This is a genomic window from Paenarthrobacter sp. R1 (assembly GCF_030264015.1).
In the GTDB taxonomy this organism is placed as follows: Bacteria; Actinomycetota; Actinomycetes; order Actinomycetales; family Micrococcaceae; genus Arthrobacter; species Arthrobacter ureafaciens.
On record NZ_CP127115.1, the window covers coordinates 4,047,647 to 4,068,363 of the forward strand.

The following is a 20,717-nucleotide window of genomic DNA, read 5'->3' on the forward strand; positions in this document are numbered from 1 at the left end:
CAGTGCGTATCCCACTTTCCTGGTTGCGCGAGTTCGCACAGGTACCGGCCGATGCTACGGCCGAAGACGTCATGGCTGACCTGGTGAAGGTCGGCTTCGAAGAAGAAGAGGTCCACCGGCCCACGGACACCCTGAAGGGGCCGGTCGTCGTCGGGCAGGTGCTCAGCCTGGTCAAGGAACCGCAGAGCAACGGCAAGACCATCAACTGGTGCCAGGTCCGGGTCGTTCCCGAAGGGCAGGAACAGACCCTCACCGGCAAGGGCATCGATCCCTCCGGCGTCCAGGGCATTGTTTGCGGCGCGCACAATTTCGTGGAGGGGGACAAGGTTGTTGTGACCCTGCCGGGCGCCGTGCTGCCCGGGGACTTCCACATCTCTGCCCGCAAGACCTACGGTCACATGTCTGCTGGAATGATCGCTTCGGTCCGCGAGCTGGGCATCGGCGACGACCACGACGGCATCCTGGTGCTGTCCCGGATCGGTTTGGACCCGGAAATTGGAACCGACGCAATGGAACTGCTCGGCCTGTACGACCAAGCAGCGGAAATCAACGTCACTCCCGACCGCGGTTATGCCTTTTCCATCCGAGGAGTGGCCCGCGAATACGCCCACGCCACGGGTACCGCCTTCACGGATCCGGCATCCAAGGTCAACGCACCTGCCGGGCTCCAAGGCGGATACGGCGTCAAGCTCAACGACGACGTTCCGATCTACGGCAAGCCCGGCTGCGACCGTTTCGTCGCCAGGACTGTCCGGGGTGTGGACCCGACGCGTCCCACGCCGCCGTGGATGTCATCCCGGCTTCGTCTTGCCGGCATCCGGAGCATCTCCCTGCCGGTGGACATCTCCAACTACGTCATGTTGGAACTCGGCCAGCCGAACCACTGCTATGACCTAGACAAGTTGTCCGGTGACATCGTCGTGCGGCGTGCCGTAGCCGGCGAGAAGATCACCACGCTCGATGACAAGGAGCGGACCCTCCACCCCGAGGATCTGCTGATCACCGACGATTCCGGTGCGATCGGCATTGCCGGCGTCATGGGCGGCGCCCACACCGAGGTATCGGATTCAACCACCAGCATCCTGGTGGAAGCGGCACACTTCGACGAGGTTTCGATTGCCCGCTCCCGCCGCCGGCACAAGCTGCCGTCCGAGGCTTCCAAGCGCTTCGAACGCGGCGTGGACTGGCACGTGGCCGACGTCGCCGCCCAGCGCGTCGTGGACCTGCTGGTGGAACTGGCCGGCGGCACCGCTGACGCGACCGGGACGGACGTCGGAACCGCGCCGGACGCCGTCACCATCGAACTGCCTGCCGACTATGCCTCGAAGCGGATCGGCATCGATTTCACGGAGGAGCAGGTCACCACTTCCCTCGTTGACCTTGGCGCCACCGTGGAAAAGAACGACGGCGGCTACCGGGTTACGGCTCCAAGCTGGCGCCACGACCTCGAAACCAAGGAAGACCTGTCCGAGGAAGTCGCCCGTCTGGTCGGTTATGACAACATTCCCGCCACCTTGCCGGTGGCACCTCCGGGCCGTGGCCTGAGCCGGACCCAGCAGCAGAAGCGTCGCGTGGTGCAGGCCCTGGCAGATGCAGGCCTGACTGAGGTTCTGTCCTACCCGTTCGTCTCCAAGGCCGCCAACGATACCTTCGGGGTAGCCGAGGAAGGCGCCGAACGGCCGGCACTGAAGCTCGCCAACCCGATCAGCGAAGAGCAGGGTTTCCTTCGCACGTCGATCCTGCCGGGACTGATCGAGGTCGCACGCCGGAACCACTCGCGGGGCTTCCGCGACGTAGCGTTGTACGAGGCCGGTTCGGTGTTCTTGCCGGAAGGGAAAATCGGTACCGAAAGCATCCCGCCGTTGGGCGTCAGGCCTGCGGATCAGGTTCTGGAGGGATTGTTCGACGGCGTTCCGCACCAGCCGCTGCACATCGCGGCGGTCCTGACCGGCCATGATTCGCCGGCTGCCGCGACGCACACGCCGCGTGCCTGGGACTGGGCCGATGCCTTGGATGTTGCGCGGCTGATTGCCGACGTCCTTGGGGTTGAGCTGGTAGTCAGCCAGGGCAGCCACCAGGCCTTCCACCCGGGCCGGGCTGCCCGTCTGGCACTGCGCAGCGGTGACGTCGTGGGCTACGCCGGCGAACTGCACCCCAAGCTTTTGGCCGCCCACGACATGCCTGCGCGCTCCGTGGCGATGGAGATCAACGTCGAAGCGCTCTTTGAGGCTGCTGCTGACGTGATCGTCGCCAAGCACATCTCGGGCTTCCCCGTGGCCACCCAGGATGTGGCCTTGGTGGTCCCGCAGGATGTGCCCGCCGATGACGTCCTTGCCGCGCTTCGGGAGGGCGCAGGAGTGCTGCTGGAAGACGTGGCACTGTTCGATGTCTACTCGGGGCCGGGCATCGAAGAGGGTAAGAAGTCTTTGGCCTTCGGACTGCGCTTCCGCGCTGATGACCGTACCCTGACGGCAGATGAAGCTTCAGAGGCCCGGTCAGCTGCGGTGGCTGTTGCTGCCGAACGCTGTGGAGCCGTCCAGCGCTAGCAGTGCTGCCAGGGAAGTGAAAGGCCCTGACAACCGTTCCGTTATGGATTCGGTTGTCAGGGCCTTTTGTCGCTTCAGGGCCTGGGTGGTGTCCCGGTCGCGGCTAGGGGAGGAGCAGCACCTTGCCGGTGGTCTTCCGGCCTTCCAGGTCCCTGTGGGCCTGGGCTGCTTCTGCCAGCGGGTAGGTGGCGCCGACCCGGACGGACAACGTGCCGTTGGCGGCGGCGTCGAAAATTTCTGCGGCCCGCCAGCGCCTTTCGTGGGCGTTCTGGACAAAGTGGCCCATCGTGGGACGCGTCAGGGAGAGCGAACCTCCGGCGTTGAGCCGCTGGGGATCGAACGGTGGAACGGGCCCGGAAGCCGCTCCGAACAGCACCATGGCGCCGCGGATCCGCAGGCTTCTCAGGGAATCGTCGAAAGTGTCCTTGCCGACGCCGTCGTACACCACATTCACGCCCTCACCGTCGGTGAGTTCCCGTACCTTGTCCGCAAAACCCTCGTAGCGCAGGACCTCATCGGCTCCCGCAAGCCGGGAAAGTTCGGCTTTTTCGTCCGAAGAAACGGTGGTGATGACCCTGGCTCCGCGTGCCTTCAGCAGCTGGGTCAGCAAGAGCCCGACGCCACCGGCGCCTGCGTGGAGCAAAACGGTGTGTCCCGGTTCCACCCGGAATGACGAGTTCATCAGGTAGTGGGCAGTGATGCCTTGGAGCGGCAAAGCGGCTGCGGTGTGGTCATCAACCCCGGCCGGGACAGGCAGGGCCTTATCGACATCCACTACGGCGTACTCGGCGTAGGTCTTGGTTGCTTCCGCGGTGGCTACCCTGTCGCCAACAGCAAAATCTTCGACGCCTTCGCCCACCGCTTCAATGGTTCCGGCGGCTTCTGCGCCGGGAGTGAAAGGGTATTGAACCTTGTAGATCCCGCTGCGCTGGTAGGTCTCGATGAAGTTGACGCCGGCCGCCGCGACCTTGATCAGCAGCTGGCCTGCGCCTGGGACGGGAGGTTCGACTGAAGCGTACTCGAGGACTTCAGGTCCTCCCGGTTTGTTGGCAACAATGGCGTGCGACATGGTGGCTCCTCACTCCGGGACGGTCCTTCCGGTGCCCGGTTCCAGGTTCCATCCTAGGGACGGACTGGACGCGACCGCGAAATTCCTAGCGTCGTCCGTGGGTTGAGGCCACCGGGCAATCGAAGCCGCGCCCGGCCGCCAGGCCTACCTCGTTCAGGTACCTGACCACTATTCCGTAGGACCCGGCCAGGGACGTTTCCGTGTAGGGGATGGAGTGCTTGGCGCAGAATGCACGCACTATTCCGGCTGCCTGGTGCAGGTGCGGGCGGGCCATATCCGGGAACAGGTGGTGCTCCACCTGCCTGTTGAGGCCGCCGAGGAGGAAGTCCATGAAGCGGCCGCCGGCGATGTTCCGTGAGGTCAGGACTTGCCTGCTGAGGAAATCCACCCGGCTCTCTTTCGGCAGGACCGGCATCCCCTTGTGGTTGGGCGCGAAGGAGGCACCCATATAGAAGCCGTACACCATGATTTGCACGCCGAGGAATGCGAACGCCATGCCGATGGGCAGGAATGTGAAGGCCAGAACGGGCAATGCGGCAAGCCGGGCCACGAGGATAGGGGTCTCTACCCAGCGGTGACGGACTTTGCCCCGGCTGAAGACGTATCGAAGGGAATCGAACTGGAGGCTGATGCCGAGCAGTGTGAGGAGCGGAAAGAAGAACCAGCCTTGCTTCCGGGTGAGGAACGCCAAGGGTCCTTTGCGTTGCGCGGCGGCCTCTTCGTAGAACACCAGGGCGTTGTTCCGGATGTCCGGATCCTTGGAAATAACGTTCGGGTGGTTGTGGTGGGCTCCGTGTTTCTGTTCCCACCACGAATAGCTGATGCCTGCCACCCCAGTAGCCAACAGGCGGGCGGACCAGTCATTGGCGCGGCGGGATGCGAAAATCTGCTTGTGGCCGGCCTCGTGGGCCAGGAAGCTCAGTTGCGTACAGAAGATCCCCAGGGCTGCGGCGATCAGCAGTTGATACCAGGAGTCGCCGATGAGTGCGAAGCCCAGCCAGGTACCTGCCATGAGGAGCATCAAGGCCACGAAAAGCCAGATGTAGAAGCCGCTGCGGCGTTCGAGCAGCCCGGCTTTCTTGACGCTCTTCAGGAGTTCCGAATAGCTCTGGACCACCGGGTTGGGTTGGATTGCGCGAACTTTGGGCCGCTCAGATGTGGAAGTGGGTGCCAAGAATGTGCCCCGTATCGATAACGGGCAACGCTGCAGCCGACGTTCGGACTGCACGGTCTGGATCACCCTCCATTAAGCATACCGGCAATGTCCTAACAAACGCGATGTTGTAGGCATGCATAAATATCGGCCCCGATGAATACTTTTGCTGTATTATGGGGCTCATGACTATTTCTGTTGCTGTCTCCGGTGCCAGTGGCTATGCCGGGGGAGAAGTGCTGCGCCTGCTGGCCAACCATCCCAACGTCACCATCGGCGCCATTACGGCGCACAGCAACGCCGGTTCCAGACTAGGCGAGTTACAGCCGCATCTCCATGGGCTGGCCAGCCGGATCCTGGAAGACACCACCGTGGAGAACCTGGCCGGGCATGACGTCGTGTTCCTCGCCCTTCCGCACGGTGCCTCCGCGGAGATTGCCGCGCAACTGCCGGAAGGAACAATGGTCATCGACGCCGGAGCGGACCACCGTTTGCAGGACGCCGCCGCGTGGGAAAAGTTCTACGGATCCGCCCATGCAGGTACTTGGCCGTACGGCCTGCCCGAACTCCCGGGCCAGCGCGAGGCGCTGAAGGGCGCAACGCGGATCGCCGTTCCCGGCTGCTACCCGACGTCGTCGCTGCTGGCGTTGGCGCCGGGCTTCGCCAGCAACCTCCTCCAGGCGGACGACGTCGTCATTGTCTCCGCGTCCGGAACCTCCGGTGCCGGCAAGGCAGCGAAGGTGAACCTCATTGGTTCCGAGGTCATGGGCTCCATGAGCCCGTACGGCGTGGGTGGCGGACACCGCCACACGCCGGAAATCGAACAGGGACTCAGCAACGCCGCAGGCGAACCCGTAACGGTGTCCTTCACGCCCACGCTGGCGCCCATGAGCCGCGGCATTCTGACGACGGCCACCGCGAAAGTGCGGCCGCAGGCAGGACGCAGCGTGACAGCCTCCGAGCTGCGCCAGGCATGGGCCGACGCCTACGACGACGAGCCGTTCGTTCACCTTCTGCCGGAGGGGCAGTGGCCCAGTACCAAGTCCGTGCAGGGCTCCAACCACGCCGTCATGCAGTTGGCTTTCGATGCCCACACCGGCCGGGTGATCGTCACCTGCGCCATCGATAACCTCACCAAGGGAACTGCCGGCGGTGCCGTGCAGTCAATGAACATTGCCCTCGGCCTGGATGAAACCGCCGGCCTGAACCTGCAGGGAGTTGCACCGTGACCATTACCGCCCCCAAGGGATTCCGCGCCTCTGGAATCACAGCCGGCATCAAGGCATCAGGCAATCCGGACCTGGCCCTCGTTGTCAATGACGGCCCGCAGAAAGCAGCGGCCGCAGTCTTCACGTCCAATCGTGTTGCCGCAGCTCCCGTGCATTGGTCGCGCCAGGTTGTCACGGACGGCCGCGTTGACGCCGTCGTCCTGAATTCGGGCGGCGCCAACGCCTGCACGGGTCCGCAGGGTTTCCAGAACACCCACGCCACCGCAGAGAAAGTGGCCGAGGTGCTGGGAGTCTCAGCTTCCGACGTCGTGGTGTGTTCCACCGGCCTGATCGGCGAGCAGCTCCCCATGGACAAGATCCTCCCGGGTGTCGAAGCGGCAGCCAAGGAACTGAGCGAGGACGGCGGCAGTGCCGCGGCCACCGCAATCATGACCACGGACAGCGTCTCCAAGGAAGCTGTCTTCACGGGCAAGGACGCACAGGGCAAGTCCTTCACCGTGGGTGGCATCGCCAAGGGCGCAGGCATGCTCGCCCCGGGCCTCGCCACCATGCTGGTGGTCCTCACCACCGACGCCGAGGTGCCGGCCAACGAACTCGACGTCGTCCTCCGCGACGCCACGCGCGTCACCTTCGACCGTGCTGATTCCGATGGCTGCATGTCCACCAACGACACCGTGGTGTTGCTTGCCTCAGGAGCGTCGGAAGCACTGCCCTCCGCCGAGCAGCTCAGCGAAGCCGTCACCAACGTGTGCGCCGATCTCGCCCGGAAGCTGATTGGGGATGCCGAAGGCGCCAGCCACGACATCGCCATCCGCACTTTCAATGCAGCCAGCGAACGCGACGCTGAAATCGTCAGCCGGGCAGTAGCCCGCTCCAACCTGTTCAAGGCCGCCATTTTCGGGAAGGACCCCAACTGGGGGCGGGTCTTGTCAGCAGTGGGCACCACCGATGCCGTCTTCGAAGCAGACCAGCTGAACGTGTCCATGAACGGCGTCCAGATCTGCCGCAACGGCGCCATTGGTGATGACCGCAACCTCGTGGACCTCGAACCGCGTGAAGTCCGGGTGGACATCGACCTCCAGGCAGGCGACGCCGAGGCCACCATCTGGACCAACGACCTCACGCACGACTACGTGCATGAGAACAGCGCGTACTCGAGCTAAGGATGACAATGACCGCACACACGCGCGACACCACGTCCATGGCCGACGCCCAGGACAAAGCGGGGACCCTCATTGAGGCCCTGCCCTGGATCCAGCGCTTCGCCGGAACCACCATGGTCATCAAATACGGCGGCAACGCCATGGTCAACGACGAACTCCGCCGTGCCTTCGCCGAGGACATCGTGTTCCTCCACCACGTCGGGATCCACCCCGTCGTGGTCCACGGCGGCGGTCCGCAGATCAACTCCATGCTCGGACGCCTCGGTATCGAATCCGAATTCAAAGGGGGCCTCCGGGTCACCACGCCCGAGGCCATGGACGTAGTCCGCATGGTCCTCACAGGCCAAGTGGGACGCGAACTCGTCGGGCTCATCAACTCGCACGGACCCTATGCGGTAGGTATGTCCGGGGAAGACGGCGGCCTGCTCCGTGCCGTCCGGACCGGAACCGTCGTTGACGGTGAAGAAGTGGACCTGGGCCTGGTGGGCGAGGTGATCGGCGTCGATCCCACAGGGATCAAGGACATCCTCGACGCCGGACGCATCCCCGTGATCTCCACGGTCGCACCGGAGATCATCGACGACGCCACCGGTTTCCAGACCACGGGGCAGGTCCTCAACGTCAACGCCGATACCGCCGCAGCAGCTGTTGCTTCGGCGCTGGGAGCCTCGAAGCTCGTCATCCTCACCGACGTTGAAGGGCTCTACGCGAACTGGCCGGACAAGTCCTCGCTGATCTCGTCGCTGACGGCGTCCGAACTCCGGGACATGCTGCCGCGCCTGGAATCGGGAATGATTCCCAAGATGGCCGCCTGCCTGAAGGCAATCGACGAGGGCGTGGAACGCGCCCACATCGTGGACGGGCGGCTCGCCCACTCGATGCTGCTGGAAACCTTCACGACGGCGGGCATCGGCACACAGGTAGTACCGGACCAGGAAGTAAACGCATGAGCAGCAACGAAACACAGTTGGCGGAAGCCGCGGCGTCGACGCTTGTCACCCAAAGTTCAGGCGCCGACTGGCTGGCCCGTTACTCGTCCTCGCTCATGGGCGTCTTCGGCACGCCGCAACGGGTGCTCGTCCGTGGCGCCGGTTGCCTCGTCTGGGACGCGGACGGCAAGGAATACCTTGACCTCCTCGGCGGCATCGCCGTCAACGCCCTCGGCCACGCGCACCCGTTCGTGACGTCCGTGATCTCGAGCCAGCTGTCCACGCTCGGGCACGTTTCCAACTTCTTCACCAGCCCGACGCAGATCGCGCTCGCGGAGAAGCTCCTGGCCATCAGCCAGGCACCGGCCGGTTCCAAGGTGTTCTTCGCCAACTCCGGAACCGAAGCCAACGAGGCAGCCTTCAAGCTGGCCCGCCGGAACAGCGGCGACGGCAAACGCACCAAGATCCTTGCCCTCGAAGGCGCCTTCCACGGCCGCACCATGGGGGCCCTCGCCCTCACCGCCAAGGAAGCGTACCGGGCACCGTTCGAACCCCTGCCCGGCGGCGTGGTCCACATCCCGTTCGGCGACATAGAGGCCCTGCGTGCCGCCGTCGACGATTCCACCGCCGCAGTGTTCCTGGAACCCATCCAGGGTGAGGCGGGCGTGCGTCCGCTCGGCGCCGACTACCTCCGGGCAGCCCGCGAGGCAACCACCGCAGCCGGCGCGCTCCTGATCCTGGACGAAGTCCAGACGGGCATCGGCCGCACCGGCAAATGGCTCTCCAGCGAAGACGCCGGAATTGTTCCGGACGCCATCACGCTCGCCAAGGGCCTGGGCGGCGGCTTCCCGATCGGCGCCCTGGTGACGTTCGGAAGTACGACGTCGGCCCTGCTCACCGCCGGGCAGCACGGCACCACCTTCGGCGGGAACCCGGTGGCAACCGCCGCGGCGCTCGCGACGCTGCACGCCATCGAAAGCCAGGGCGTGCTGCAGAACGTGCAGTCTGTGGGGGAGTACCTGCGAACCGGAATTGCCGCCGTCGAAGGCGTCACCGAAGTCCGCGGAGAAGGCCTGCTGATCGGCTTCGACCTGACAGCCGGCATTGCCCCCGCAATGGTCACGGCAGCCTTGGACGCCGGGTTCATCATCAACAGCCCCGGCCCGCGGACCATCCGCCTGGCACCACCGCTCATCCTGACCACCGAACAGGTTGACCGGTTCCTTGCCGCCCTCCCTTCCTTGATCGCAACGGCTACCGCCACCACCGCTAAGGACGCACAGTGACTACTCCTTCCACCAGCACCCGGCACTTCCTCAAGGACACGGACCTGACACCGGCCGAACAAGCCGAAGTCCTGGAACTGGCCGTCCGCATGAAAGCCGCCCCCTACAGCGTCCAGCCGTATGCCGCGGAGGGAAGCGGACGCAAGACGGTCGCCGTGATCTTTGACAAGACCTCCACCAGGACGCGTGTTTCCTTCGCAACCGGCGTGGCGGACATGGGCGGCAACGCGCTCATCATCAATCCGGGCGAAGCACAGATCGGGCATAAGGAGTCCGTCGAGGACACCGCCAAGGTCCTGGAGCGCATGGTGTCCACCATCGTGTGGCGCACCGGCGCCCACGCGGGCCTGGTGGCGATGGCGGAAAACTCCAAGGTGCCCGTCATCAACGCTTTGTGCGACGACTACCACCCCTGCCAGCTCCTGGCCGACCTCCTGACGGTCAAGGAGCACAAGGGAAAGCTGGCCGGACTCACCATGGCGTACCTGGGTGACGCCGCCAACAACATGGCCAACTCCTACCTGCTGGCCGGGGTGACCGCAGGGATGCATGTGCGCATCTCCGGCCCCGATGGCTACCTGCCCGCCGCGGAGATTGTGGCTGCGGCAGAGCAGCGGGCCGCAGAGACCGGAGGTTCGGTACTCATCACCACGGACGCCAAGGAGGCCCTCAAGGGAGCCGACGTCGTGGCCACCGACACTTGGGTCTCCATGGGACAGGAAGCGGAGAAGGAAGCCCGCCTGCAACTGTTCCGGGACTACTCCGTGGACGAGGCCGCCATGGCGCAGGCAGCTCCCGACGCCGTCGTCCTGCATTGCCTCCCTGCCTACCGCGGTTACGAGATCTCCGCCGGCGTCATCGACGGACCGCAGTCCATCGTGTGGGACGAAGCGGAGAACCGCCTCCACGCCCAGAAAGCACTCATGGCCTGGTTGATGCACCGCTCCGGGCTCGCGTTTGTCGACGGCCTCGCACCCGTCGAGGGAACCGGCGAGAGCACGTTCTAGTGTCCGTCAACCCGACCGTTCCGGGCGCCAGCCCGGCCACCAAGACTGCCCGGCAGGCGCGCATCACCGCGATCCTGACGGGCGAGTCGGTGCGCTCGCAGGCAGAGCTCGCGGCCCTGCTCGCGGACGACGGCGTCCAGGTTACCCAGGCGACCCTCTCGCGGGACCTCGTGGAACTTGGTGCCGTCCGGGTGCGGGGCAAAGACGGCGCCTTGGTCTACGCCGTTCCGGGTGAAGGGGGAGAGCGGCACGCCAAGAGCGGTGTCACACAGGAGATCCTTGATGCCCGGCTCAGCCGCCTCTGCGGCGAACTGCTGGTGACGGCCGAGGCATCGGGCAACATCGTGGTCCTCCGAACACCGCCGGGTGCGGCGAATTTCCTTGCCCTGGCCATCGACCACTCCGTGATGCCGTCCGTTTTAGGTACGATCGCAGGCGACGACACCGTGATGTTGGTGGCACGCGATCCTGACGGCGGGGCGGAACTGGCGGCCCGTTTCCTGCAATTGGCCGAGGAAGCCGGACCCGGCAACTGAACGCTTTTTCTTCAAGCATTAGATACAACCAAGCAACAACCAAAGGAGCACTCTCGTGACTGAGCGCATTGTTCTGGCCTACTCCGGTGGCCTCGATACGTCCGTAGCCATCGGCTGGATCGGTGAAGCTACCGGCGCCGAGGTCATCGCCGTAGCAGTTGACGTTGGACAGGGCGGCGAGTCCCTCGAGACCATCCGCCAGCGCGCCTTGGGCTGCGGCGCCGTCGAGGCCTACGTCGCGGACGCCCGCGACGAGTTCGCCAACGAATACGCGATGCCCACCCTGAAGGCCAACGCCCTCTACCAGGGCCACTACCCGCTGGTGTCCGCTATCTCGCGTCCCGTGATCGTCAAGCACCTCGTGAAGGCTGCCCGCGAATTCGGCGCCACTACCGTTGCCCACGGCTGCACCGGCAAGGGCAACGACCAGGTCCGCTTCGAAGTCGGCATCCAGACCCTCGGCCCGGACCTGAAGTGCATCGCACCTGTCCGCGACCTTGCCTTGACGCGCGACAAAGCCATTGCCTTCGCCGAAGAAAAGGGCCTGCCGATCGAGACCACCAAGAAGAACCCGTACTCGATCGACCAGAACGTCTGGGGACGCGCCGTCGAGACCGGCTACCTCGAGGACATCTGGAACGCTCCCACCAAGGACATCTACGACTACACGGCTACCCCGGAATTCCCGCCGGCACCGGATGAAGTCACCATCTCCTTCCAGGCCGGCATCCCGGTAGCGATCGACGGCGTGAAGGTCACCCCGCTGCAGGCCATCCAGGAACTCAACCGCCGCGCCGGCGCCCAGGGCGTTGGCCGCATCGACGTCGTCGAGGACCGCCTCGTCGGCATCAAGTCCCGCGAGATCTACGAAGCTCCCGGTGCCATGGCGCTCATCACCGCGCACAAGCACCTCGAAGACGTGACGATCGAGCGCGAACAGGCCCGTTTCAAGGCCACCGTGGGCCAGCGCTGGTCCGAGCTGGTCTACGACGGCCAGTGGTTCTCCCCGCTGAAGCGCTCCCTGGACGCGTTCATCGAGGACACCCAGAAGTACGTCTCCGGTGACATCCGCATGGTCCTCCACGGCGGCCAGGCAATCGTCAACGGGCGTCGCTCGGATACCTCGCTGTACGATTTCGACCTCGCCACCTACGACACCGGCGACACCTTCGACCAGTCCATGGCCCGCGGCTTCATCGAGCTGTGGGGCATGTCCTCCAAGGTTGCCTCCGGCCGCGACCTCCGGGTTGCAGGCGAATAATGACGTCGGCAACAAACGAAGGCGCGCTGTGGGGCGGCCGGTTCGCCGGCGGCCCGGCAGACGCCCTGGCCGCACTGAGCAAGTCCACGCACTTTGACTGGCGGCTGGCCCGCTACGACATCGCCGGGTCCAAGGCGCACGCCCGCGTGCTGCACAAGGCCGGACTGCTGGACGACGCAGAGCTCGAAGGCATGCTCGCTGCCCTCACGCAGCTGGACGAGGACGTCGCCAGTGGCGCTTACCTCCCGGCCGAGAGCGATGAGGATGTCCACGGTTCCCTGGAGCGCGGCCTGATCGAGCGGGCAGGTGCCCGGCTGGGCGGAAAACTGCGCGCCGGCCGGTCCCGCAACGATCAAGTGGCAACGCTGGGGCGCATGTTCCTGCGTGACCACGCCCGGATCATTGCCCGGGGCGTCCTCGCCACGATCGATGCCCTGGTGGAGCAGGCAAAGGCACACCCCGGTGTGGCCATGCCTGGCCGTACGCACCTGCAGCACGCCCAGCCGGTCCTGCTGAGCCACCACCTCCTGGCCCACGCCTGGGCGCTGCTGCGCGATGTCCAGCGGCTCCAGGACTGGGACAAGCGCGCGGGTGTGTCACCCTACGGCTCCGGAGCCCTGGCAGGGTCCTCACTGGGACTGGACCCCGAAGCGGTTGCTGCGGACCTGGGTTTCTACTCGGCCGTGCACAACTCGATCGACGGCACCGCATCCCGCGACGTCTTCGCCGAGTTCGCCTGGGTTTGCTCGATGATCGGCGTGGACCTGTCCCGGATTTCCGAGGAAGTCATCTTCTGGGCCACCAAGGAGTTCTCCTTCGTGACCCTGCATGACTCGTACTCCACGGGGTCCTCCATCATGCCGCAGAAGAAGAACCCGGACGTTGCCGAGCTCGCGCGCGGCAAAGCGGGACGCCTCATCGGCAACCTCACCGGCCTGCTGGCCACGCTCAAGGGCCTGCCACTCGCGTACAACCGCGACCTGCAGGAAGACAAGGAACCGGTCTTCGACGCCGCCGACACCCTGGAGCTCCTGCTTCCGGCCGTGTCCGGCATGATCGCCACGTTGAAGTTCAACACTGAGCGCATGGAGTCCCTGGCTCCGCAGGGCTTCGCCCTGGCCACGGACATCGCAGAATGGCTGGTCCGCCAGGGCGTGCCGTTCCGTGAAGCGCACGAGCTCTCCGGGGCGGCAGTGAAGCAGGCTGAAAGCCGCAACGTGGAGCTCTGGGACCTGAGCGATGACGAGTACGCCGCGATCTCGGAGCACCTGACTCCCGAGGTCCGCAGCGTCCTCAGCACCGAAGGTTCGCTCAACAGCCGTAACTCGCAGGGCGGAACCGCGCCGGCCGCCGTCGAACGCCAACTCAAGGCTCTCGAAGCGGAACTGGACGCAACACGCTCCTACGCGTCATAGCCTGCTTGACCCGGGACGGGGCGGTGCCTTCCGGCACCGTCCCGTCCTTGCTTTAGCTGGCCCGCTCTTGATTCAGGGGTGCGTTAGCATGGCGCTATGACCCCGATCACAGTTGAGACGCTGCCCGCAGAGCTTCACAAAGCCGCCGGCACCGTCACCCGTCTTCTCTCCACCATGGACGAATCGTCCCTCACCGGGCCATCTGAACTCCCCGGCTGGACACGCGGACACGTACTGGCCCACATCGTTGGCATCTCCAATGCCATGGCCCGGCAACTGGAATACGCGCAGCGGGGCGAAAAGATCGAACTGTATGACGGCGGCATGGAAGGCCGCACGAAGGCGATCGACCTTGCCGCCGGACACAGCCTCGCCGACCACACCGCTTCAGTGACCACTGCCGTCAATGCCGCAGTTGCGGCGTTCGACAGCTTGGAACCGAACGGCTGGCAGGCGCCCATCAGCTACCGCGACGGAACGGTGTTCGACGGCGGTCTGGCGCTTTGGCGCGAACTCACCATCCATGCCTCGGACCTGGGCATGGGCTACGGGCCGGAGACGTGGAGCCGTCCCTTCTGCGAGCACTTGTTCAGCTTCCTTGAACCCCGTGTCCCGGCCGACTACAAGTTCGTCCTGCAGCCCACGGGCCTGGCCCCGCTGACCCTCGGCCATGGCGGTACCTCCATAGCCATCACGGGGATGCTCACGGATATTGCCGCCTGGCTCGCCGGACGGGAACCGAGCCTTGGCAGCCTTCGCGCCACCGCAGCCGCCGACGGCGTGGACCTCCCGGACCTGCTGCCCTGGCCCGCAGGTGTCCCCGCCCAACCGGCCCGCTAAACCCCCCGTTCCTCTATCACTTCCCGCCGGGTTTCGGGTGTTCTTCTATCACTTCCCGCCGGTTCCGGGTGTTCTTCCGTCACTTCCCGCAGAAAGGCTCGACGGCGGCGTGTGACCGCCGCCGTCGGGCGCGTGAAAGTGCGACGCGTGGCATGTCAGGGCTTGACCGCCGCGCGCCACAGGTGCATCACTGCATAAGAACGCCACGGACTCACTTCACGGAAATCGGCGCTCAGCCCTGACCCGTCAGCCACAACTTTCAGCCCGTTGCGCACAGCGGCGTCGTTGCCAAGGAAGACGTCGGGGGCGCCAAGTACCCGCATGGCCACGTAGCCCACGGTCCACGGCCCGATCCCGGGAAGCGGTAGCAGTTTCCGGGCCAGGGCTGCTTCGTCGTCGCCGTAACCGAAGTCAACACTGCCGTTGGCCAGTGCGGTAGCCGCTGAAATCAACGCGTCAATTCTTCGCTGCGGCCCCCGGAGCACCGCCCGCCCGCCTTCGGCGATCTGGGCCGCCGTCGGGAAAAGTCGATCGGGTCCGGCTGTGCCCCCGCCGACGGGAGTCCCAAGAACGGATAGTTGCGTTAGCGCGGTCCGGGCGGCCGCCACCGTGATCTGTTGGCCGATCATGGCGCGGATGAGTAGCTCCGCGGGATCAACAGCCCCGGGCAACCGGATACCCGGCAGCGCCACTACGCTCCCGCGCAGCCGCCGATCGACGCTCAGTGCCTCATCTATGGCCAGGGGGTCGGCGTCGAGATCGAACAGGCGCCGCGCCCGGCTCAGGAGTGCCGGAAGGTCATGAAGATCCGCCAAAGTGGCCCGGAGTTGCAGCCGCGAACCGCCGGAGCCCCGGTCGACCGCACCCGCTGGGCCAAACGACACCGTAAAAGATGCCTGGCCGCGGGGGAGCTGAAGCGAACGGGAGTAGCTCCTGCGCCCCTCCTCTACGGTGGCTGCCTCGATGCCGGGGGTCGCCCTTGCCGCAAGGAAATCGAAGATTCCGGCGTCGAAGGGTTCCCGGTAGGGGAGATTCAGTGTCAGCGACGCCGGCGCCGGGGCCGGGCCGGCGGACCCCCGGCGCGCCGGGGACTTTGCGGCAGAGCCGCGTAACGCCGTCGGGGTCATGGCGAAGACTTCGCCGATGGTGTCGTTGAACTGCCGGATGCTGTTGAATCCCGAGGCGAAGGCCACATCGGAGAACAGCATGTCCGTGGATACCAGCAGCGTCCTGGCAGTTTGTGCGCGGCTTGCCCGGGCGAGCGACAGGGGGCCGGCGCCGAGTTCGTGGCTCAGGATCCTGTTGAGTTGGCGCGTCGAGTAACCGAGCCTGCGGGCGAGGCCGTCAACGCCTTCGCGGTTGATCACGCCGTCGTTGATCAGGCGCATTGCCCTGCCCGCAACGTCGGACCGGACATTCCATGCAGGGGTGCCGGGCACGGCTTCGGGCAGGCATCGCTTGCACGCCCGGTAGCCGGCCTCGTGGGCAGCGGCCGAAGTCTCGTAGAACGTGACGTTCCCGGGCTTGGGTGTCCGTGCGGGGCATGAGGGCCTGCAGTAGATCCCGGTGGAACGCACGGCGGTGTAGAACTGGCCATCGAACCGGGGGTCGCGGGTGTCGATCGCCCGGTAGCGCTGCCAGAAGTCCATGGGCCCATCCTCCCAGCCCGGCACCATCGCTGCTAGCGGAAATCGGACGCGGACTCCGAGGCGGCTTGCTATGGTCGGTCCATGACAGCCAGCCCCGCCAGCGACCCCCGTGCTGTCCGTGATTTCCTCAGCGGAGACCCACGGACCATCGCCCCGCTTTTTCTTGGGGCGGTCCTGACGCACGAGTCGGAGGCAGGCCCGGTGTCAGTGCGGTTGACAGAGGTGGAGGCTTACCTGGGCCCCCGGGATTCCGCCCATCCGGATCCGGGCTCGCACACCTACGGCGGACGCACGGCCAGGAACGCGCCAATGTTTGGTCCGGCAGGGTTCCTCTACGTCTATTTCACGTACGGGATGCACTATTGCGCCAACATCGTGTGCGGACCGGATGGCTCGCCGTCGGCGCTCCTCCTGCGGGCGGGCGAGATCGTGGCCGGCCAGGAGCTCGCTGCCGAGCGCCGGCCTGCGTCCAAGGCACACAAGGATTTGGCCAGCGGACCGGCCCGTCTCGCGTCCGCATTGGGGCTTACGACGGCGGACACCGGGCGGGATGCGCTCGCCGCACCTTTCAGTGTGCGGTTGCCTGAGTTCGCGGCCTCTGCCGTGGCCAGCGGTCCACGCGTCGGCGTTGCCGGACCCGGAGGAACCACGGAGTATCCGTGGCGGTTCTGGATCGAGGATGACCCCACCGTTTCCCGGTACAAGGCGGCACGGCCCAAAAGCCCCCGCAAACCGGCATGATGCCTACCCCCGGGTGGTCCCGCGCCCGGCGTTTCCGATATGTGGCATGCGCCCGACGTATTTAACAAAATCGCTGTAGAATGGACGGTCTGTCTTTTTCGATAGGGGTTACGGTTTCGATGCACGACGCTGATTTGGTTCACGAGCAGGAATACGTTGCCGGGTTGTATGCCCGGCTCGATGAGCTGCGCGAAGAGAAGCGCGCCCAGCTGGCGCAGGTGCGCAAAGCCGGTGCCGTGGGAACCATGCAAAACGTTTCTGAACGGGACGCCTTCGCAGCACTGTACGAGGACCGCCTGGCCCAGCTCGACGCAGTCGACGATCGTTTGGTCTTTGGCCGCCTCGATTTGGACAACGGTGAGGCCCAGTACATCGGCCGCATCGGTTTGTCCACGGCCGATCTCCAGCGGCTCATGGTTGACTGGCGCGCGCCAGAAGCCGGGCACTTCTACCAGGCAACAGCGTTCGATCGCCAGGGTGTGCGCCGCCGTCGCCACCTGATCCTGCAGGGGCGTGAGGTAAAGGCGATCGAGGACGATGTCCTGGATGCTGACATGCTTGCCGATGACGACTCCCTGCAGGGCGAAGGTGCCCTGCTGGCTGCGCTGAACTCGAAGCGTACCGGGCGCATGTCCGACATCGTCGGGACCATCCAGTCCGAGCAGGACAGGATCATCCGCTCCTCCATTTCCGGTGCTTTGGTGGTGCAAGGCGGCCCGGGCACCGGCAAGACCGCGGTTGCCCTGCACCGTGCCGCATACCTGCTGTACACCCACCGGGACAGGCTCAAGAGTGCCGGTGTACTGTTGGTTGGCCCGTCCTCATCCTTTATGCACTACATCGAACGTGTGCTGCCATCGCTCGGCGAAACCGGCGTGGTGATGGCCAGCCTGGGCCGTCTCATGCCCGGCATCAACGCGGTGCCGGAGCAGGACGCCGACGTCGCTGCGCTCAAGGGCAAGCTGGACATGGCCGCAGTGGTGGCCAACGCCGTCGCCAACAGGCAGCGGACCCCCGGCAAGGACCGGATCCTGGAAGTCGATTCCCGCAAGCTCACGCTCACTGAGCGCCAGGTACGCCGGGCGCGGGACAAAGCCCGCGCTACCGGTAAGCCCCATAACGAGGCGCGGCTGACGTTCATCAAGATCCTCCTGCGCGAACTCACTGAGCAGCTGACCGAGCAGGTGGAAGCCGACAACATCGGCAACAATGCGGACCGCGCCTACCTCGCCGAAGATGTCCGGACCGCCCGCGATGTGCGCATCATGCTCAATCTGTGCTGGATGCCCATGACGCCTGAAAAGCTCATCTCCGAACTTTTCAGCAAGCCCGCCATCCTGGAGGCCTGCACGCCGCACCTGACCCCGGAACAGCGTGCCCTGCTCCAGCGGCCGGCAGATGCGCCGTGGACCGAAGCGGACGTTCCGTTGCTCGATGAAGCAGCCGAGCTGCTGGGCGAACTGGATCCGGCCGCTGGCAGGGGACTGGCACAACAGGAAGCAGACCGCGCCCGCGATCTTGCCAACGCCAAGCAGACCCTCGCCAACATGGAGGCCATGGGCGTCGACGTCCTCATGACCGCCGAGGAACTGGCTGAACAAAACCAGGAACGCGAAAACCGCCTGACGGCCGCCGAACGGGCCAACAGCGACCGGTCGTGGGCCTTTGGGCACATCGTGGTTGACGAAGCACAGGAATTGTCGCCCATGCAGTGGCGCCTCCTTGTCCGGCGCTGCCCGCTGAAATCCTTCACCATCGTCGGCGACATCGCCCAAACGAGTGCCGCGGCAGGTGCCAATTCCTGGCAAAGTGCCTTGGCGCCGTCGTTCGGTGACCGCTGGACGTTGGAAGAACTAACGGTCAACTACCGCACGCCGTCCCAGATCGCCGAGGCCGCCGTCCGCATGGCGAACCGCGCGGGCCTGGTTGTCTCCGCGCCGAAGGCCGTCCGCGAAGGCAAATGGTCACCCATAGTTGACCGTGTCGACGAGGACGGCATCGTTCAGCGGCTGGTGGAAGTCCTGCCGGAGGAAATCGACGCGATCGACGGCGGCTTGCTCGCCGTTATTGCCGATGGTCCCTTGCTGCCGGCAGCCGCCGCTGCACTGCGGGAAGCCTACGGCAAGCGCATCGGGACAGGTGCCGGCAGCTACGAGCAGGACATCGTGGTGATCAGTCCCAAGGAGGCCAAGGGCCTGGAATTCGACGGCGTCGTGGTGCTGGAACCGGCCGCGATGCTCAACCACGAGCACGGCAAAGTGGGGGACCTTTACGTCGCCATGACCCGGCCGACGCAGCGCCTTCGCCTCATCACGGCCGCACCCCTGCCCGCCGGCATTGAACGGTAGGCAATCCGGGGTGGTCAATCCTGCTAACTTAGATCTCGTGTCACACGTAAACAACATCGAGTCCCAACACAACGATCCCGCCTTTGCCAACATCTGGCAGGAGCTCAAATGGCGCGGCCTGGTGCACGTTTCCACCGATGAAACGGAACTGGAAAAGCTGCTCGCCGGGGACCCGATCACGTATTACTGTGGCTTCGACCCCACCGCACCGTCGCTTCATCTGGGCAACCTCGTGCAGCTGCTTGTGATGCGTCGCCTGCAGCTGGCAGGCCACAAGCCGCTGGGCCTGGTCGGCGGTTCGACCGGCCTGATCGGAGACCCGCGTCCGACGGCGGAACGCACCTTGAACACCAAGGACACCGTTGCGGAATGGGTCGGCAGGCTCCAGGGGCAGGTACGCCGCTTCCTGAGTTTCGACGGCGACAACGCTGCCCGCATGGTCAACAACCTGGACTGGACTGCGCCGCTGAGTGCCATCGATTTCCTGCGGGAAATCGGCAAGCACTACCGCGTGGGCACCATGTTGCGCAAGGATGCCGTTGCGTCCCGCCTGAACTCCGATGAGGGCATCAGCTACACGGAGTTCAGCTACCAGATCCTCCAGGGCATGGACTACCTTGAGCTCTTCCGCGAGTACGGTTGTGCGCTTCAAACCGGCGGCTCGGACCAGTGGGGGAACCTGACCAGCGGCACCGAGCTGATCCGCAAGGTGGAGGGCAAGAGCGTCCACGCCCTGGGCACGCCGCTCATTACCAACTCCGACGGCACCAAGTTCGGCAAGTCCGAGGGCAACGCCGTGTGGCTGGATGCGGAGATGTGCAGCCCGTACACCTTCTACCAGTTCTGGCTGAACACCGCCGATGCCGACGTCGTTGATCGCCTCAAGGTGTTCACGTTCCTGACCCGTGCGGAGATCGAAGAGCTGCAGCAGTCCGTGTCAGAACGGCCCTTCGCCCGCGAAGGCCAGAAGAAGCTTGCGTACGAGGTGACCTCCCTGGTCCATGGCGTGGAAGCGACCGAGAAGGTCATTGCTGCCTCGGCTGCGCTGTTCGGCAATGGCGATCTCTCCGTGCTCGACGAGCCGACCCTTGCTGCCGCAACGGCGGAACTTCCGTCGGCAACCGTCGGTGCCGATGGCTTGGGAATCATCGACCTCCTGGTTGCTTCCGGTTTGTCCGACAGCAAGTCAGCAGCCCGCCGGACCGTAGGGGAGGGGGGTGCGTACGTGAACAACGCCAAGGTCTCGGACCCCGACGCCGTGGTGGCACAGGAGCAGCTCCTTCACGGCCGGTACCTGTTGCTTCGGCGTGGCAAGAAGAACCTTGCCACCGTGGAAGTCTCGGCCTAAGCACCCGTCCCGCATCATCCCGAAGGCCGGCAACCCCAGTGGTTGCCGGCCTTCGGCATACCCACGCCACCCCGGTTGCTCTATCACCTCCCGTCGGTTTCCCGGGGTTGCTCTATCACCTCCCGCCGGTTCCCCAAGGTTGCTCTATCACCTCCCGTCGGTCTTCCAGAGTTGCTCTATCACCGGGAGTCCAAGGC

At 65.3% G+C, this 20,717-nt stretch carries 16 protein-coding genes; 13 read left to right on the top strand and 3 right to left on the bottom strand.

Annotated features, from left to right (window positions below; translation table 11 throughout):
- Window positions 1-2 precede the first annotated feature (2 nt).
- On the top strand, window positions 3-2,546 hold the full coding sequence (gene pheT, locus QN084_RS19335) for a phenylalanine--tRNA ligase subunit beta (protein ID WP_069694528.1): 2,544 nt from the start codon (window positions 3-5) through the stop codon (window positions 2,544-2,546).
- A 103-nt stretch (window positions 2,547-2,649) separates the two neighbouring features.
- Here the strand turns inward: pheT and QN084_RS19340 are convergent, their stop codons facing one another.
- Together QN084_RS19340 and QN084_RS19345 are read right to left on the bottom strand one after the other, a co-directional pair.
- A complete protein-coding gene (locus QN084_RS19340; protein WP_062096022.1) occupies window positions 2,650-3,615 on the bottom strand; it encodes a quinone oxidoreductase family protein in 966 nt (321 codons plus the stop codon).
- A gap of 85 nt (window positions 3,616-3,700) precedes the next feature.
- Window positions 3,701-4,789 (bottom strand): fatty acid desaturase family protein, encoded by a 1,089-nt coding sequence (locus QN084_RS19345; protein ID WP_031217140.1) that lies wholly within the window; start codon window positions 4,787-4,789, stop codon window positions 3,701-3,703.
- A gap of 164 nt (window positions 4,790-4,953) precedes the next feature.
- On the opposite strand from QN084_RS19345, the gene argC reads away from it, so the two are divergent.
- From argC to QN084_RS19390, 9 genes are all read left to right on the top strand, one after another.
- On the top strand, window positions 4,954-5,997 hold the full coding sequence (gene argC / locus QN084_RS19350) for an N-acetyl-gamma-glutamyl-phosphate reductase (protein WP_062099111.1): 1,044 nt from the start codon (window positions 4,954-4,956) through the stop codon (window positions 5,995-5,997).
- Window positions 5,994-7,160 (top strand): bifunctional glutamate N-acetyltransferase/amino-acid acetyltransferase ArgJ, encoded by a 1,167-nt coding sequence (gene argJ, locus QN084_RS19355; protein ID WP_021474295.1) that lies wholly within the window; start codon window positions 5,994-5,996, stop codon window positions 7,158-7,160. Before argC ends, argJ begins: the two co-directional genes overlap by 4 nt.
- 8 nt (window positions 7,161-7,168) lie before the next feature.
- Window positions 7,169-8,110 (top strand): acetylglutamate kinase, encoded by a 942-nt coding sequence (gene argB / locus QN084_RS19360; RefSeq protein WP_021474294.1) that lies wholly within the window; start codon window positions 7,169-7,171, stop codon window positions 8,108-8,110.
- Window positions 8,107-9,375 carry an acetylornithine transaminase gene (locus tag QN084_RS19365; RefSeq protein WP_069694529.1) on the top strand — a complete coding sequence of 423 codons (1,269 nt, stop codon included), beginning with the start codon at window positions 8,107-8,109 and terminating at the stop codon, window positions 9,373-9,375. The genes argB and QN084_RS19365 overlap by 4 nt, the downstream gene beginning before the upstream one ends.
- On the top strand, window positions 9,372-10,382 hold the full coding sequence (gene argF, locus QN084_RS19370; RefSeq protein WP_021474292.1) for an ornithine carbamoyltransferase: 1,011 nt from the start codon (window positions 9,372-9,374) through the stop codon (window positions 10,380-10,382). The genes QN084_RS19365 and argF overlap by 4 nt, the downstream gene beginning before the upstream one ends.
- Window positions 10,382-10,918 carry an arginine repressor gene (locus QN084_RS19375; RefSeq protein ID WP_021474291.1) on the top strand — a complete coding sequence of 179 codons (537 nt, stop codon included), beginning with the start codon at window positions 10,382-10,384 and terminating at the stop codon, window positions 10,916-10,918. Before argF ends, QN084_RS19375 begins: the two co-directional genes overlap by 1 nt.
- A 55-nt stretch (window positions 10,919-10,973) precedes the next feature.
- Window positions 10,974-12,179, top strand: a complete 1,206-nt coding sequence (locus QN084_RS19380; RefSeq protein ID WP_021474290.1) for an argininosuccinate synthase — start codon at window positions 10,974-10,976, stop codon at window positions 12,177-12,179.
- Window positions 12,179-13,594, top strand: coding sequence for an argininosuccinate lyase (gene argH, locus QN084_RS19385; RefSeq protein ID WP_021474289.1), 1,416 nt, complete (start codon window positions 12,179-12,181; stop codon window positions 13,592-13,594). Before QN084_RS19380 ends, argH begins: the two co-directional genes overlap by 1 nt.
- Window positions 13,595-13,690: 96 nt before the next feature.
- Window positions 13,691-14,434 carry a maleylpyruvate isomerase family mycothiol-dependent enzyme gene (locus QN084_RS19390; protein WP_069694530.1) on the top strand — a complete coding sequence of 248 codons (744 nt, stop codon included), beginning with the start codon at window positions 13,691-13,693 and terminating at the stop codon, window positions 14,432-14,434.
- A 155-nt stretch (window positions 14,435-14,589) separates the two neighbouring features.
- Here the strand turns inward: QN084_RS19390 and QN084_RS19395 are convergent, their stop codons facing one another.
- The gene (locus tag QN084_RS19395; RefSeq protein WP_021474287.1) at window positions 14,590-16,083 is read right to left on the bottom strand and encodes an Ada metal-binding domain-containing protein; all 1,494 of its coding nucleotides are present in this window, start codon (window positions 16,081-16,083) and stop codon (window positions 14,590-14,592) included.
- Window positions 16,084-16,164: 81 nt separating this feature from the next.
- On the opposite strand from QN084_RS19395, the gene QN084_RS19400 reads away from it, so the two are divergent.
- From QN084_RS19400 to tyrS, 3 genes are all read left to right on the top strand, one after another.
- Window positions 16,165-16,824 (top strand): DNA-3-methyladenine glycosylase, encoded by a 660-nt coding sequence (locus tag QN084_RS19400; RefSeq protein WP_021474286.1) that lies wholly within the window; start codon window positions 16,165-16,167, stop codon window positions 16,822-16,824.
- A gap of 119 nt (window positions 16,825-16,943) precedes the next feature.
- On the top strand, window positions 16,944-19,172 hold the full coding sequence (locus tag QN084_RS19405; protein WP_062096037.1) for a helicase domain-containing protein: 2,229 nt from the start codon (window positions 16,944-16,946) through the stop codon (window positions 19,170-19,172).
- A 37-nt stretch (window positions 19,173-19,209) separates the two neighbouring features.
- Window positions 19,210-20,520 (top strand): tyrosine--tRNA ligase, encoded by a 1,311-nt coding sequence (tyrS, locus tag QN084_RS19410; RefSeq protein ID WP_021474284.1) that lies wholly within the window; start codon window positions 19,210-19,212, stop codon window positions 20,518-20,520.
- Window positions 20,521-20,717: the final 197 nt, after the last annotated feature.